Source organism: Enterobacter sp. JBIWA005, from assembly GCF_019968805.1.
Lineage (GTDB): Bacteria > Pseudomonadota > Gammaproteobacteria > Enterobacterales > Enterobacteriaceae > Enterobacter > Enterobacter vonholyi.
This window is the reverse complement of record NZ_CP074159.1, coordinates 4,228,479-4,244,320: the sequence shown is the minus strand read 5'-3', so window position 1 is coordinate 4,244,320 and position 15,842 is coordinate 4,228,479. Positions and strand designations below refer to the sequence as shown.

General features: G+C 53.7%; 16 protein-coding genes. 2 read left to right on the top strand and 14 right to left on the bottom strand.

Features of this window, described 5'->3' with window-relative positions; genetic code table 11:
- Window positions 1-120: 120 nt before the first annotated feature.
- Window positions 121-837: an acrEF/envCD operon transcriptional regulator gene (envR, locus tag KGP22_RS20160; protein ID WP_149367554.1), complete on the top strand. Its 717-nt coding sequence runs from the start codon at window positions 121-123 to the stop codon at window positions 835-837.
- Here envR and KGP22_RS20155 read toward each other — a convergent pair.
- The 14 genes from KGP22_RS20155 to KGP22_RS20090 form a co-directional block, all read right to left on the bottom strand.
- Window positions 756-2,834, bottom strand: a complete 2,079-nt coding sequence (locus KGP22_RS20155) for a bifunctional diguanylate cyclase/phosphodiesterase (RefSeq protein ID WP_133295228.1) — start codon at window positions 2,832-2,834, stop codon at window positions 756-758. The two genes, envR and KGP22_RS20155, sit on opposite strands and share 82 nt — an antisense overlap.
- Window positions 2,835-2,972: 138 nt before the next feature.
- Entirely contained in the window at window positions 2,973-3,137 is a 165-nt protein-coding gene (locus KGP22_RS20150) for a DUF2556 family protein (protein WP_008502862.1), read from the bottom strand.
- Between the two features lie 178 nt (window positions 3,138-3,315).
- Window positions 3,316-3,612: a DNA-binding transcriptional regulator Fis gene (gene fis / locus KGP22_RS20145; RefSeq protein ID WP_000462905.1), complete on the bottom strand. Its 297-nt coding sequence runs from the start codon at window positions 3,610-3,612 to the stop codon at window positions 3,316-3,318.
- A gap of 23 nt (window positions 3,613-3,635) precedes the next feature.
- The gene (gene dusB / locus KGP22_RS20140; RefSeq protein ID WP_023309409.1) at window positions 3,636-4,601 is read right to left on the bottom strand and encodes a tRNA dihydrouridine synthase DusB; all 966 of its coding nucleotides are present in this window, start codon (window positions 4,599-4,601) and stop codon (window positions 3,636-3,638) included.
- A 330-nt stretch (window positions 4,602-4,931) separates the two neighbouring features.
- Window positions 4,932-5,672 carry a carbonic anhydrase family protein gene (locus KGP22_RS20135; RefSeq protein ID WP_223582490.1) on the bottom strand — a complete coding sequence of 247 codons (741 nt, stop codon included), beginning with the start codon at window positions 5,670-5,672 and terminating at the stop codon, window positions 4,932-4,934.
- A gap of 128 nt (window positions 5,673-5,800) precedes the next feature.
- The gene (prmA, locus tag KGP22_RS20130; RefSeq protein ID WP_008502859.1) at window positions 5,801-6,682 is read right to left on the bottom strand and encodes a 50S ribosomal protein L11 methyltransferase; all 882 of its coding nucleotides are present in this window, start codon (window positions 6,680-6,682) and stop codon (window positions 5,801-5,803) included.
- A gap of 11 nt (window positions 6,683-6,693) precedes the next feature.
- Window positions 6,694-8,145 carry a sodium/pantothenate symporter gene (gene panF, locus KGP22_RS20125; protein ID WP_223582488.1) on the bottom strand — a complete coding sequence of 484 codons (1,452 nt, stop codon included), beginning with the start codon at window positions 8,143-8,145 and terminating at the stop codon, window positions 6,694-6,696.
- A complete protein-coding gene (locus KGP22_RS20120; protein WP_111964999.1) occupies window positions 8,135-8,377 on the bottom strand; it encodes a YhdT family protein in 243 nt (80 codons plus the stop codon). The genes panF and KGP22_RS20120 overlap by 11 nt, the downstream gene beginning before the upstream one ends.
- Window positions 8,378-8,485: 108 nt before the next feature.
- Window positions 8,486-9,835 (bottom strand): acetyl-CoA carboxylase biotin carboxylase subunit, encoded by a 1,350-nt coding sequence (gene accC, locus KGP22_RS20115; RefSeq protein ID WP_003860388.1) that lies wholly within the window; start codon window positions 9,833-9,835, stop codon window positions 8,486-8,488.
- A gap of 10 nt (window positions 9,836-9,845) precedes the next feature.
- On the bottom strand, window positions 9,846-10,307 hold the full coding sequence (accB, locus tag KGP22_RS20110) for an acetyl-CoA carboxylase biotin carboxyl carrier protein (protein WP_010436174.1): 462 nt from the start codon (window positions 10,305-10,307) through the stop codon (window positions 9,846-9,848).
- Window positions 10,308-10,328: 21 nt separating this feature from the next.
- Window positions 10,329-10,781 carry a type II 3-dehydroquinate dehydratase gene (gene aroQ / locus KGP22_RS20105; RefSeq protein WP_024906320.1) on the bottom strand — a complete coding sequence of 151 codons (453 nt, stop codon included), beginning with the start codon at window positions 10,779-10,781 and terminating at the stop codon, window positions 10,329-10,331.
- 234 nt (window positions 10,782-11,015) lie between these two features.
- Complete coding sequence (msrQ, locus tag KGP22_RS20100; protein ID WP_111964998.1) at window positions 11,016-11,615, bottom strand: protein-methionine-sulfoxide reductase heme-binding subunit MsrQ; 600 nt, start codon at window positions 11,613-11,615, stop codon at window positions 11,016-11,018.
- A complete protein-coding gene (gene msrP / locus KGP22_RS20095) occupies window positions 11,616-12,617 on the bottom strand; it encodes a protein-methionine-sulfoxide reductase catalytic subunit MsrP (RefSeq protein WP_111964997.1) in 1,002 nt (333 codons plus the stop codon).
- A gap of 77 nt (window positions 12,618-12,694) precedes the next feature.
- Entirely contained in the window at window positions 12,695-13,669 is a 975-nt protein-coding gene (locus tag KGP22_RS20090; protein ID WP_149367556.1) for an MDR family oxidoreductase, read from the bottom strand.
- Window positions 13,670-13,852: 183 nt separating this feature from the next.
- Here KGP22_RS20090 and csrD point away from each other — a divergent pair, with 183 nt between their 5' ends.
- Window positions 13,853-15,793 carry an RNase E specificity factor CsrD gene (gene csrD / locus KGP22_RS20085; RefSeq protein WP_149367557.1) on the top strand — a complete coding sequence of 647 codons (1,941 nt, stop codon included), beginning with the start codon at window positions 13,853-13,855 and terminating at the stop codon, window positions 15,791-15,793.
- The last annotated feature ends 49 nt before the right edge of the window (window positions 15,794-15,842 follow it).

The window sequence follows — 15,842 nt, the reverse complement described above, 5'->3', positions numbered from 1 at the left end:
TAATTATAAATTAATAGAGGTGACTTTTTTTGTGCAAAATTAAAACGGATTTTAGTGAATACTTACATTTGCATGAACGCAATATTACCTTTAAACCTTCTGAGTCACGAGTAGTTGCCTATGGCGCGTAAAAAGAAAGAAGAAGCTCAACAAACCCGGCAGAAACTGATTGAGGCGGCTATCGGACAGTTTGCGATGCGTGGCGTAGCCAGCACGACGCTGACGGATATCGCTGATGCTGCTAAGGTGACGCGCGGCGCTATCTACTGGCACTTCACCAGTAAATCTGAAATATTTAATGCCATCTGGGAACAGCAATTACCCCTTCGCGACATTATCCGCGACAGGCTTTCCCTTTCCGATAGTGACGATCCCTTGTTAAAACTTCGTGAGCAATTTATTACTGCGCTGCAGTATATTGCCCATGAACCCCGGCAATGTGCGCTTTTACAAATTCTGTATCATAAGTGTGAATTTAGCGGTGATATGATTTCAGAGCATGAAATCAGAAAACGTATTGGATTTAATGATGACACGCTCCGTGCCACGCTAGAGACCTGTATTTCGCGGAATATCATTTCTCCAAAGGTGAATGTTGATCTCACCTTGATTGTATTCCACGGGTTTTTTAGCGGAATAATTAAAAACTGGCTAATGAATACCGACAGTTTTAATCTTTATCAGCAGGCCCCCGCCCTGGTTGATAGCATTCTGGCGACACTTCCTGTCATTCGCGTGTCGCCTGATGATGCTTACTACTCAGCGGCAGGTAACATTTCCCCTCGGGCACAAAGTGCTTCGATGGTTTCCGCGCTGACGGGTTTACCTAACAGATAACCCTGAAGGGTGTTACAGCCTAGCTCGGTCAAAAAGGCCTGCTGCGCTTCGGTTTCTACACCTTCAGCCACGACTTTCAGGTTAAGTGTTTTTGCAAGGGCTACAATCGCTGAGACAATAGTCGCATCCTCACTCTCCCCGCTAAGCTCTTGTACAAACGCCCTGTCGATTTTTAGTTCGCAGGCCGGTAAGCGTTTGAGGTACAGCAGGCTTGAATATCCGGTGCCAAAATCATCAATGGAGGCTTTCACCCCCGCATCCGTCAGCTCTGTCAGCACTCGTACGCTCTCATCCGGGTTGCTCATCGCCGTGGTTTCCGTCACTTCGAGGATCAACAATTCCGGTGGCACCTGGTGAAGTGCCAGGCAGTCGAGAACCGTTTTAACCAGCGAAGGTTGTTCAAACTGCAGTGTCGACAGGTTTACCGCCATTGACCAGCTTTGATGCCCCTGCAGATGCCATTCCCGCAGCTGGCGACAGGCTTCATTAATCACCCAGTTGCCTATGGGGATGATCAGCCCCGTTTTTTCCGCCAGCGGCAGGAAAAGGTCAGGGGTCAGTAACCCCTGCTTAGGATGCTGCCAGCGTAATAACGCCTCGAATCCGAGGACAGGACCCGCGGGGGCGTTGAATTTTGGCTGATAGAGCAGGCGCAGCTCATTGCGCTCGATTGCCATCCACAAATCGTTCATTAACTGGAGATGGGTCTGCGCCAGGGTGTTCATGGAGGGCTGGAAAAAATGGTAACCGTTACGGCCCATATGCTTCGTGTGATACATCGCCGCGTCGGCGTTAAACATCAGCTCACGCTCGGTTTTGCCGTCGTGAGGGTACAGCGCAATACCAATGCTGAGGGTAACCACCAGTTCATAGGGACTGAGATTGAATGGACTATCGATCGCGCGTACCAGCGAATTCGCCAGCGACGCCGCGTCGTCCGGACCTTCTCCCTCTGCCAGCAGAACAAACTCATCACCGCCAATACGTGCAAGGGTGAACTGGCCTTTCAGGAGAAGCAGCAGACGCTGTGTAACGGCGACCAGCAGCCTGTCACCGACATCATGGCCGTAGGCATCATTGATGGCTTTAAAACCGTCAAGATCCATGAACATCAGGGCAAAATGGGTTCTTTCACGATCGGCTTTGCTGATGGCCTGATCGAGTCTGTCTTCCAGCAGGATACGGTTGGGCAGACGCGTGAGGGTATCGTGTAGAGCCAGTTGAGCGAGTTCCCGGTTAGCTTCTGCAAGCGACGAGGCCAAAAGGGCGGTACGAGCCTGAAGGCGGGCATCCAGCATCGAGACCAGCAGGGTGATCCCAAGAATAGAGAGCGCGACGACGCTGACCAGCACCGCCAGCCAGCTCCCGTTGATACCCTCATGATGAACCATTGTGGACATCGGAAACTGCGCCGCTTTCATCCCGGCATAGTGCATACCGGCAATGGCAATTCCCATCGTGATGGCGGCACCCATGCGCATCAGCACGACCTGCGCGGCTTCGTGGCGCAGGCGGAAGGTCAGCCATAACGCCGCGAGTGAAGCGGCAAGCGCAATCGCGACCGAAATGGCCACCCAGACCTTGTCCCAGATAATCCCGGGCATCACTTCCAGCGCCGCCATACCGGTGTAATGCATTGCAACTATACCGCTTCCCATCACCAACGCTCCGGGCAGCAGTCGGCGCAGGCGTAATTGCTCGCAGCTAACGAGCCATAGCGCAAATAGCGACGACCCCACGGCGATGATCATAGATAACACCGTCAGGGTGGCGTTGTAGCTCATGCTCATGGAGAGGTCCATCGCCAGCATGCCGATAAAATGCATGGCCCACACGCCAATACCCATAGCAATACCGCCGCCAGCCAGCCAGACGCGGGCAGCGACGCCCTCGCTTCCGGCAACGCGTGCAGCCATATTCAATGCGGTATACGCAGCAAGGATGGCAACAACAAAGGAGAGGACGACAAGGATATGGTTGTATTGGCTGACCAGCATGGACGGTTCTACTCGAGTGTGGGGTTACGCTAGAGCGGTTGAGAAGGGCGAGACATTATCACCGTCAGGTAATGGCTCAAAGGGATTTAAATCCCCGTTTTTAGTGGGTAATAACAGGTGATTTGCGCAATCGAGCGCTTAGTCGAGCTCTGAGCAGTTCACGAGTTTAAGGGGATTCACGGAGTTCATATTGCGACACTTATCGGTTTCGGTGCTCATCAGTTCAATCCACTGCATCAGGAGTGCATCGAAAATGAGAACGGAGATTGCAAAGACAACCAGCCACCAGTATTTACGAATCATTGTGTCATTCCGCGAGAAGAGCGCCAGTAAGGTGGGGGAAATATACACCAAAATCTTCGGTTTTAAAGCGGGATAAGTGAAGGTTTACAAAGCGTTGACGGACTGAAGCAGGGGAATAAAAAAGGCGCTTCCCCATGCCGAAGAGCGCCTTTTTACACAAGCATTTAACTGATTAGTATCAGTTCATGCCGTATTTTTTCAGTTTCTTACGCAGAGTACCACGGTTGATACCCATCATCAGTGCAGCGCGGGTTTGGTTACCGCGGGTGTATTGCATCACCATGTCCAACAGTGGCTGTTCAACTTCAGCCAGTACCAGCTCATACAGGTCATTAACATCCTGACCATTCAGTTGAGCAAAATAGTTCTTCAGTGCCTGTTTAACCGAGTCACGCAGGGGTTTTTGAGTTACCTGGTCCTGAGAGTTAACGGTAGAAACGGTCAGTACGTCAGAATTTACGCGTTGTTCGAACATAGTTCTGTCAGCTCTTTATTTCATTACGCAAGATTTTCGAAGTATGCCTCCAACGCCTCCAGCTGTACGCTGGCATCCTCTATGGCGTTGAATGTGCGCCGAAACTGGTCATCTGGAGCGTGCTCCTGGAGATACCAGGAGACGTGTTTACGCGCAATTCGGTACCCTTTTGCCTGACCGTAGTGGTCATGCAGTTCCCGAACATGCGAACAAAGCAAGCGCTTAACCTCTGCCAGAGGCAGCGGGGCAAGCAGCTCCCCAGTGTCCAGATAATGCTGGATTTCCCGGAAGATCCAGGGTCTTCCCTGAGCTGCACGTCCTATCATCAGAGCATCAGCTCCCGTATAGTCGAGTACAGCCCTGGCTTTAAGCGGGTCAGTTATGTCGCCATTCGCGATAATCGGAATGGAAACTTTCTGCTTAACTGCCCGAATGCTGTCGTATTCAGCTTCGCCGTTGAACAAACAGGCGCGAGTGCGTCCATGAATGGTCAGGGCCTGAATGCCACAGTCTTCGGCCAGTTGGGCAATCTCTACACAGTTACGGTGTTCCGGCGACCAACCCGTGCGAATCTTCAACGTAACAGGAACGTCCACCGCGCTGACAACCGCCGTCAGGATAGCTTTCACCTGGTCGGGGTATTGCAGAAGGGCTGAACCTGCAAGCTTGCGATTCACCTTTTTGGCCGGGCACCCCATATTGATATCAATAATCTGGGCACCACTTTCCACGTTAATTCGCGCGGCATCTGCCATCTCTTCAGGCACGCTTCCGGCAATTTGCACGGTGCGAATACCTGGTTCATCAACGTGCACCATCCGAAGGCGGGATTTATCGCTTTCCCAAACCTGCGGGTTAGACGACATCATCTCGGATACGGTTAAACCGGCTCCCATCTCATAGCACAGCGTCCTGAACGGCCGGTCTGTAATACCTGCCATAGGGGCTGCGATCAGGCGATTTCTAAGCTGGTGGTGTCCGATGCGCATGAGTTAAGAAATGACCATACTGTGACTGCAAGGCGGCGTATATTACGCATTTTTTGCACGAGATGAAAGGCCAAACTTTGAACAATCCACTGTTGTAGATCAAGGAATCGCCGCTCAATCTTTCCGTTAAGAATTATTCACTATTTAAATCATTGTGTTATGCGAGAATGGCTATTTTATGGGCGCTTACAATTTCCCGTAACTTCTCATCATTTCTGAATAAAGGGCTTACCTGAGCGGGATAATCTGCTGTTTTTAGCAGCAGATTTCCCGTCTTCTTTGCGATCTGCGTCGCATTTTAGAACATGATCTTTAGCCTCTGGATGGGCGTTATTCGACCACAACACGCCCATGCAGAGACTGTACCGGACGGTTATTATCGTGATGCATTGTCCCAGTGAATCTGGCAAGTTGTTCAGCAGAAACCGTCAAGGGTTGCTTAAGCACAATCCAGGTGACGCCTTCTGAACACGGCGGGGTGGTCAGTGAACCGCTAAAGCGCCAGTACGTTTTATTTTTCGGCAGCAGTTTGTTCAGGTTGAGATCCTGTTTGATGGAGACGTTCTGCTCGGCCTGCTGAGGCATAACGCGCCACAGTTTTTCAAGCTCCGGGTTTGCGGCCCCTTTATCAAACATGACCGCCACCACAGTCAGTTCCCCGCCGGCATTTTTATGAACCAGATGCATTTCCATCGCGTACCTTTTTCCATGCACGGTATTTTCGCTCGGCGCGTGAAAATGGAACTGTTGTAACGTCCAGGTTTGCTTATCAAGAGTAAGGGTATCGCGGGTGTCAGCCTGTTCACCAGCCTGAATGGTATGGCCATTGTTTGTCAGTGTAACAGGGCCATCAATGTAGTGGGTTTGCAGCGGGGAAAGATGGGCGTTAGCGGTCGAATCAATATTAATCGGAGACTGGTTCATTCCGCTTTGACAGGTCTTGTAGGCCTCGTCCAGCTCGCCCCAGTGTTCCGGTGAACCTTCCCCTTCGTAGTTCCAGTGTGATGCAAATGCTGAAGCCGAGATCATGCTCAGCGCCAGCAGCGCTGCCTTGCCTGTAATGTGTTTCATCATATTCTTCCGGTGAACTTTTGTAATACAAACCAACGTGATTTGTGTGGTTATTTTACCGAAGAATGACCGGGGGAGAGAGGATTATCAAAGGGAGAAAGGCGTGGTCAGATGACCACGCCAGATTCTTATTTTTTACGGCCGGTGATGCGGCACCACTCTTCTTTTTCCACGACCGGATCGAGGGCAAAGAGATCGGCGTAGGCTTCACATACGCTGTCGGCCTGGCTTGCCAGGATACCGGAAAGCCCCAGCAGACCGCCCTCAACGGGCAGCACGCTGATTAGCGGGGCCAGCTCGCGCAGTGGGCCCGCCAGAATGTTTGCGACCACCACGTCGGCTTTCATCGCTTCTGGCTGCGCATCCGGCAAATACAGTTCCAGTCGATCGGAAACGCCATTACGCTCGGCGTTATCGCGGCTGGCCTGAATGGCCTGCGGATCGATATCGATCCCGATGGCTTTTGCCGCGCCCAGCTTCAGGGCGGCAATCGCGAGGATCCCGGAGCCACAGCCGAAGTCGATCACTGTCTTACCGTCCAGATCCAGACCATCCAGCCACTGCAGGCAAAGGGACGTGGTTGGGTGAGTGCCGGTACCAAACGCCAGACCCGGATCGAGCATGACGTTAACCGCGTTTTCATCAGGAACCTCGCGCCAGCTCGGGCAGATCCACAGGCGTTTGCCGAACTGCATCGGGTGGAAGTTATCCATCCACTCGCGTTCCCAGTCTTTATCTTCCAGCTGTTCGATTTTGTGGGCAAAACCCGCACCCAGCAGAGGATGATTCTCCAGAATCGCGACAACCTCTTTCATGTCGGTTTCGGCATCAAACAGGCCAATAACGTCGGTATCACCCCACAGGCGGGTTTCGCCCGGCAACGGCTCAAAGACCGGCGTGTCATGCGTGTCCTGGAAGGTGATAGAGACCGAACCGGCCTCCATCAGCGCATCGCTCAGTTCCTCGGCGTTAGCGCCGGTTGTGTTCAGTTTTAGTTGGATCCACGGCATGGCAAAACTCTTTATTTATCAGTAGAAATCACAGCGGGCTGTGGGACGGGCTGACCGAAACGGTTTCCCACCACAAACGCCAGTAAACTCAGCAGTAACGAAGGCACAATCGGATGGAAGCCCAGGTACTGAATCTTAAACGTTGCAAGGACGGCGTACAGCACACCGCCGACAATCATGCCGCTCAGCGCGCCCGCAGCGTTTGCACGCTCCCAGTAGAGCCCTAACACCAGCGGCCACAGGAATACCGCTTCAAGCCCACCAAACGCCAGCAGGTTCAGCCAGATGATCATCTCAGGCGGGCGCCATGCGGCTAACAGCAGCAATGCCCCTAACGCCAGAGTAATAACGGCCGACATGCGCTTCAGGCGCCGTTCATTCTCTGCCTGCTCAGGACGCAGGTTCAGATAGAGATCTTTAATGATCGTAGCGGAACTTTGCAGCAGCTGAGCGTTGATTGTCGACATAATGGCGGCCATAGGGGCGGCGAGGAAGATCCCGGCGGCAAATGGCGGCAGCACTTTAACCATCAGGGTTGGGATAACCAGATCGGGTACGGTAAGGTCAGGAATAACTGCCCGACCTAACGCGCCCGCCAGGTGCATACCAAACATCAGGATCGCAACCACGATAGTGCCGATAATGATACCTCTGTGCACGGCTTTGCTGTCTTTGTAAGAGATACAGCGCACGGCGGTATGCGGCAGGCCAATCACTCCAAAGCACACCAACACCCAGAACGAGGTCATAAAGGTTGGCGAAAGGATGTCATCTGCGCCCTGCGGAGAGACCAGTTTCGGGTCGATGGTTTCCAGCGTTTCGACTGCGTGGCTCAGGCCACCAGCAGCATGCACAATGCCCACCAGCAGAACAATGGTGCCAACAAGCATCACCAATCCCTGCATCGTATCGTTCAGCACGCTGGCGCGGAATCCGCCAAACGCGGTATACAGCGCAATGCTGACTCCGAAGATGATCAAGCCTGTCTCGTAGGGGATCCCGGTCGCCGTTTCCAGCAGACGTGCCCCGCCGATAAACTGCACCGTCATTGCGCCAATAAAGGCCACCAGCAGGCTTATGCTGGCCAGCCATACCAGTAAACGGCTCTGATAGCGGGCAAAAAGCATATCGTTGAGCGTCACGGCATTATAACGGCGCGCCAGAATGGCAAATTTTTTGCCCAGTATGCCCAGTGAGAGCCAGACGGCTGGAAGCTGGATCATCGCCAGAAGCACCCAGCCTAACCCGTATTTATAGGCTGCTCCGGGTCCGCCGATAAACGAACTGGCACTGATGTAGGTCGCGGTCAGCGTCATGGCCAGCACGACGCCGCCCATCGAGCGGCTACCAAGAAAATACTCGTTCAGGAAGGTGCCCGTCGTTCTTTTACGCATGGCGTAAACGGATAAACCAAACACCACTAACAAGTAAGCGATAAGCGGCAGAATGACTTCAAGCTGCATCATCGTCCTCCAGCGGGATATCGCGATAGATGAATTTCACCATTGCCCAGCACAGCAGGATGAAGACCAGCGGTACCAGCAGGCACGCCATTTCGAACCAGTGCGGCAGGCCGGTGAAGCCAATAGCGGAGTCAGGTAAGTAAGCAGTTACCAACCATGCTGCGAGATAGAGAAGGGTCAGCCACAGCGCCCAGCGCGCTTCTTTATGGGCCTGAACAAAACGTTTGTCCATTTATTGTCCCTTGTGGATGAAGAAAGCGGGGATTGTACATGATGAGCCTTTCCTGGCCCCAGAAATAAAAAAGGCCGGATAATCCGGCCTTTTAGCAACACAGGTCTCTTACTTCTCGTTCAGACCGAGTTTTTTCTCCAGATAGTGGATGTTAGTTCCACCATTCTGGAAGTGCTCGTCGCTCATGATGCGCATCTGCAGATCAACGTTGGTTTTGATACCGTCGATGATCAGCTCCTGCAGGGCATTCTTCATGCGGGCAATCGCCACGTCACGATTTTCGCCGTAGCAGATGAGCTTGCCGATCATTGAGTCATAGTACGGCGGTACGGTGTAACCGGCGTAGATATGAGACTCCCAGCGCACGCCAAAGCCACCCGGCGCGTGGAAACGCGTGATTTTGCCCGGGCTTGGCAGGAAGGTGTTCGGGTCTTCGGCGTTGATACGGCATTCTACCGCATGGCCTTTCACCACAACTTCTTCCTGCTTGATGGAAAGCGGCTGGCCTGCAGCGATACGCAGCTGCTCTTTGATCAGGTCAACGCCGGTGATCATTTCGGTAACCGGATGCTCAACCTGAATACGGGTGTTCATTTCGATGAAATAGAACTCGCCGTTCTCGAACAGGAACTCAAAGGTACCCGCTCCACGATAGCCGATATCGACACACGCTTTAGCGCAACGCTCGCCGATGTAGCGACGCAGTTCCGGGGTAATGCCCGGCGCTGGTGCTTCTTCGACCACTTTCTGGTGACGACGCTGCATGGAGCAGTCACGTTCTGCCAGATAGATTGCGTTGCCCTGACCGTCAGCCAGCACCTGAATTTCGATGTGGCGTGGGTTTTCCAGGTATTTTTCCATGTACACCATGTCATTGCTGAAAGCGGCTTTCGCTTCTGCTTTGGTCATGGAGATGGACTGCGCCAGTTCAGCATCGCTACGCACAACGCGCATACCGCGACCACCGCCGCCGCCGGACGCCTTGATGATAACCGGGTAGCCAATGCGTTTAGCATGAGCACGGTTAGCATCCATGTCGTCGGTCAGAGGGCCGTCAGAGCCTGGTACGGTTGGAACACCGGCTTTTTTCATGGCGGTGATTGCAGACACTTTGTCGCCCATCAGGCGGATGGTGTCGGCTTTCGGGCCGATGAAGATGAAGCCAGAGCGTTCAACCTGCTCAGCAAAGTTGGCGTTCTCAGAGAGGAAGCCATAACCCGGATGAATTGCCACCGCGCCGGTGATTTCAGCGGCGCTGATGATAGCCGGGATGTTCAGATAGCTTTTTACGGACGGAGCCGGGCCAATACAGACCGTCTCATCCGCCAGCAATACGTGTTTTAAATCGCGATCCGCGCTTGAGTGCACAGCGACGGTCTTGATGCCCAGTTCTTTACAGGCACGAAGAATACGCAGTGCGATCTCGCCGCGGTTGGCGATAACAATTTTATCCAGCATGTACGCCTCGTTACTCGATGACGACCAGCGGCTCGTCAAATTCAACCGGCTGACCACTTTCGACCAGAATCGCTTTCACAGTACCTGATTTGTCTGCTTCGATCTGGTTCATCATTTTCATCGCTTCAACGATGCACAGGGTATCGCCGACGTTGACTTTCTGACCCACTTCGATGAACGCCTTCGCGTCAGGGCTCGGGGTGCGGTAGAAAGTACCAACCATTGGGGAACGTACGATGTGACCACTGATTTCTGCTGCAGCGGCAGGTGCGGCTTCAGCTGCTGGTGCAACGGCTGCGGAGAGCGCAGGCTGCTGCACTGGCGCAGCATAAGCCTGCTGCATTACCGGGAAGCTAGCGGCTGGGGCTGCACGGCTGATGCGTACAGACTCTTCGCCTTCAGAAATTTCCAGTTCGGAGATGCCTGATTCTTCAACCAGCTCGATCAGTTTTTTAATCTTACGAATATCCATGAGTGGGTTCCGTACTCTTGTTTAGTGTGATTGTGACAAGCGTTTTACCGCTGTCTGTAAAGCGTATGAATAGCCGTCAGCGCCCAGTCCACAGATAACGCCAGCAGCGATATCTGACAGATACGAATGGTGGCGGAACGGCTCTCGGGCGTGCACGTTACTCAGGTGGATCTCGATAAACGGGATACTCACCGCGAGCAGTGCGTCGCGGATAGCAACACTGGTGTGCGTAAACGCGGCCGGATTGATCAGGATATAGTCCACATTGTCTTTAGCCTGATGAATACGGTCGATGATTGCGTACTCCGCATTCGACTGAAAATGATCCAAATCCACATTCAGCGACGCTGCTTCCGTTCCAAGACGGTTAACAATTTCACTCAATGTCAGCGTGCCGTACTTCTCTGGCTCACGGGTGCCGAGCATGTTCAGGTTCGGTCCGTTCAAAACTAAGATATGGAACTTATCAGTCATTATGCCGCTATCTCCTGCGATTTTCGGGTAAAAAACAAAATATACCTTCGAAACGCAAATGTCACCTTTTCAGAGGCTTAAAACCGCTGTCGGGCGAACCAAGGTCGCACATTATAACGATTTCGTAGCATTTAGCAGCTAAATACTGGTCTTATCAGGGAAGATTATCAACCGCTATCCGAAAAAGATTTGCGGTTGACCGGTAATCTGCGGGAAAACGCACAGTTTCGCGAACTATCGCAACCACTGACGGAACTTCTTGTAACGCCATGCTAAAAGCGCCACGGCGGCCAGTGCGTACAGGACCGGCTGCGGGGAGAGGATCTTCACTGACCACAGGTAATGAATGGGAGCGAGGATCGCGACAAGATAGACGAAGTTGTGCAGCAGCTGCCAGCGCCTGCCCAGTTTTCGCTGTGCATATTGCGTGGAGGTTAGCGCTAACGCCAGTAAAACCACCCAGCTCACGATGCCCAGCGTCAGATAAGGGCGTGTCACCAGTTCGCGGCCAAGCAGCGCCAGATTGTTAATTCCCAGTTCCAGCAGGGCATAGCTGGTAAGGTGCAGCGTTGCCCAGGCAAAACACCATAGCCCTAACAGCCGACGGGTGCGTATCAATAAGGGCTGTTTAGCGTAGCGCGCCAGCGGCGAGACGAGCAAGGTGGCCAGCAAAAATTTCAGAGCCATCCGACCGGTAAAATGCTGGATATCCTTGGCCGGGTCTGCGCTAAAGAGCCCCTGACTGGCGGCCCAGAACAGCCAAATAAAAGGAAGTACCCCGGCCAGGTGCAGAAGCACTTTCAGCCAGGTAATCTGTTTTGCCGTTAGACGCACTCAGAAGTTCTCCCGTAAGTTGAGACCACGATAAAGCGAGGCCACTTCATCCGCATAACCGTTAAACAGCAGCGTCGGCTGGCGCTTCACGTCCAGCGCACCGCCGGAACCAATAAACCGCTCGGTCGCTTGCGACCAGCGCGGATGATCCACATGCGGGTTCACGTTGGCGAAGAAACCGTATTCGTCCGGGGCCGCCAGATTCCAGGTGGTTGGCGGCCGCTCACGGGTAAGCTTAATGCTGACGATAGATTTAATCCCTTTGAAGCCATATTTCCACGGTACGGTTAAACGGATGGGGGCACCGTTCTGCGGCGGAAGCGCCTTGCCGTAAACGCCGACGGTCAGCAGGGTGAGGGGGTGCATAGCTTCGTCGAGACGTAACCCTTCTACATACGGATAATCAAGCCCGCCGCCGATAAACCGATCTTTCTGCCCGGGCATTTCGTCCGGCGCATAGCGCGTCTGGAAGGCGACATATTTTGCATTGCTGGTGGGCTCAACCATCGCCAGCAATTTATGCAGCGGGAAGCCGACCCAGGGCACAACCATCGACCAGGCTTCCACGCAGCGCATGCGATATATACGCTCTTCTAGCGGGAAACGGGTGGTGAGATCGTGGTGGTCCAGCGTCAGGGGTTTCGCCACTTCGCCATCAATCTTCAGCGTCCACGGATCGGTTTTGAGGCTTCCCGCGTTGGCGGCAGGATCGGCCTTGTCGAGACCAAATTCGTAGAAGTTGTTGTAGCCGGTGACTTTATCTTCCGGCGTAAGCGTCAGTTTGTTTTGCCATTCAGCCGGTTTCGTAAAGGTGAGCGGGGCGCCGGAAGGAGCCTTTGGCCGATCGTTGCCTTTAAACCAGTCGAGCAGGTCGGCGTGAGCCGAAGGCGAGAGCGAGAGCGCGGTGGCGCTGATGCCAAGCATTTTCAGGATCTGGCGGCGCTGTAGCATAAAGACAGACTCAGACGTTACGTCGGCTTCCGTCAGTTTTCGGTTTTTCATGGCATCCTCCGTCATGCGTTTTCCTAAGCATGACGGAGGAGAGGGATTCGCGCGAATATGTCACGAAAATTTGAAGATTAGGCGATTTTCACCAGCGCGCGGCCGTGGAACTGGTTGTCCATGATCTTAGAGGCGTATTCCGGCGCCTGGCTCAGGTTTATCTCCGTCGCGCTCTGGGTATAGAAAGATTCCGGCAGATCGCGCACCAGCCGTTCCCAGGCTTCATGGCGACGAGCCGCAGGGGTCATCACGGAATCCACGCCCTGCAGGCGGACGTTACGCAGAATAAACGGCATCACGGTGGTTGGCAGGGCAAATCCGCCCGCCAGACCGCAGGCTGCCACGCAGCCGCCGTAGTTCATCTGCGCCAGGACTTTTGCCAGCACCTTATCACCTACGGTATCCACAGCCCCTGCCCAGACCTGTTTTTCCAGCGGACGGGTTTCAGCGAATTCGTCACGGCTGAGAATGCGGTTTGCACCGAGCTGGCGCAGATAGTCATGGGTGCTTTCACGGCCGGAAACCGCAGCGACCTGATAGCCCAGCTTGTGGAGCAGCGTGACAGCCGTGCTGCCCACGCCGCCGCTGGCGCCGGTGACGACAATGTCACCCGACTCAGGGCGGATACCCGCATCTTCCAGCGCCATCACGCACAGCATGGCGGTAAAGCCTGCTGTACCGACGATCATCGCCTTGCGGCCATCCATGCCTTTCGGCATCGGCACCAGCCAGTCGCCCTTCACGCGCGCCTGCGTGGCCAGCCCACCCCAGTGATTTTCACCCACACCCCAGCCGGTGAGCAGCACCTGCTGGCCCGGATGGAAGCGCGGATCCTCGCTGGTATGAACCCGGCCCGCGAAATCAATACCAGGCACCATAGGGAAATTTCGGATGATTTTACCCTTACCTGTAATAGCCAGCGCATCTTTATAATTTAAACTGGACCAGTCGATGTCGACGGTTACTTCGCCTTCCGGCAGGCGGCTCTCTTCTACCGGCTGCACTGAGGCGAGCGTTTTGCCGTCCTGCTGTTCTAAGATCAAAGCCTGCATACGGGGTCCTCTCGACTCATATGATTGGAAAATAATTTCTGAAGACTATACTCGCTCAGGGAAACGCAGTGCCGATTTAACGCAATAAATTGCCAGATACACCCGATTTGGTAGTATGCCGCATTTGAAATGCAAGTTAGCGCTTACTCGCTACCCCCATCAACCCACGGAGTAATCTCAAGGATGCGATTAACGACGAAGTTCTCAGCTTTTATCACGTTGCTGACGGGTCTTACCATTTTTGTCACCCTTCTGGGCTGCTCTCTCAGCTTTTACAACGCCATTCAGGACAAACTGGTCAATCGGGTACAGTCTGTCGCGTCGGTGATTGATACGCGTCTGCTAACGACGCCGCTACCAACGCTTACCAGTGAGCTTGATGAGTTGATGGTACCTGTTGATATTGTTCAGATCGACATTCAGCAGGGAAAGCATCGTGTTTTAAGCCATGAACGGCCGGGGAGCTATCGACCTGCGGGCGTGGTGAGCCAGTATCGGGAAGTAACGGTGCATTCCCTCAAAAATCCAGGGATGACCATACGCATGGTCTATCTCGATCCGATGGCCAGCTATTTCCGATCCATGATGACCACCGCGCCGCTCACCGCCGCGGTGGCGTTTATCGTCCTGCTGATCTTTCTCGCGGTCCGCTGGCTGCGCCGCCAGCTCTCCGGCCAGGAGCTGCTGGAGATGCGCTCCGTACGTATCCTGAACGGTGAACGCGGCCCGCAGGTTCGTGGCTCGGTTCATGAATGGCCTTCACGCGCCAGCAGCGCGCTGGATACCTTGCTCTCCGAAGTCCAGTTTGCCAGCGACCAGCGCAGCCGTATGGATACGCTGATCCGTTCTTATGCAGCGCAGGATAATAAAACTGGCCTTAACAACCGTCTTTTCTTTGATAATCAGCTGGCCACGCTGCTCGACGATTCAGAAAAAGTGGGGACACATGGGGTAGTGATGATGATTCGCCTGCCCGATTTCGATCTCCTGCGCGACACCTGGGGACAGCGGGCCGCGGAAGAAAATCTCTTTACGCTAATCAACCTGCTCTCCACCTTTATTATGCGCTACCCGGGGGCATTACTGGCCCGCTATCACCGCAGTGACTTTGCCGTGTTACTGCCGCACCGTACGCTGAAGGAGTCGGAAAGCATAGCCAGCCAACTGCTGAAGGCGGTCGATGCGCTGCCGCAGAGCAAAATGCTCGACAGGGACGATATGGTCCATATGGGGATCTGCGCCTGGCGTGGCGGACAATCGACAGAACAGGTAATGGAACATGCGGAAGCCGCTACCCGCAACGCCGTCTTACAGGGGGCGAACGGATGGGCAGTGTATGATGACTCGCTGCCGGAAAAAGGACGCGGCAACGTGCGCTGGCGAACGCTGATTGAGCAAATGCTTAGCCGCGGCGGACCGCGTATTTATCAAAAACCCGCGGTGATGAAAAACGGCAATGTTCATCACCGTGAACTGATGTGTCGTATTTTTGACGGTACCGAAGAGGTCATCTCTGCGGAATATCTGCCGATGGTGCTGCAATTTGGGCTGTCCGAAGAGTATGACCGCCAGCAAATTACCCGGCTGATTCCGTTTTTATCCTTCTGGCCTGAAGAAAACCTGGCGTTACAGGTCACCGTTGAGTCGTTAATACGCCCACGTTTTCAGCGCTGGCTACGTGATACATTAATGCAATGCGAAAAATCACAGCGCAAACACATTATTTTTGAACTTGCTGAGGCCGATGTAGGTCAACACATCAGCCGGTTACGTCCGGTGGTACGTTTGATCAATGCGCTCGGTGCGCGTGTAGCGGTGACGCAGGCTGGTTTAACGCTGGTCAGTACCAACTGGATCAAGGAACTGGATGTGGAGTTATTAAAGCTACATCCGGGGCTGGTAAGAAATATTGAGAAGCGTACGGAAAACCAGCTTCTGGTACAGAGTCTGGTAGAAGCATGCAAGGGAACGCGAACACAAGTGTTTGCCACGGGCGTGCGCTCCAGAAGCGAATGGCAGATGTTAACAGCGCGCGGCGTGATGGGTGGTCAGGGGGATTTTTTTGCTGCCTCTCAACCGCTTGACACCAACGTGAAAAAATATTTGCAAAGATACTCTGTTTGACCTGCCGTTTACGCTGTTTTCACGTAGAATATCGCGCCTGTAGCTTTGA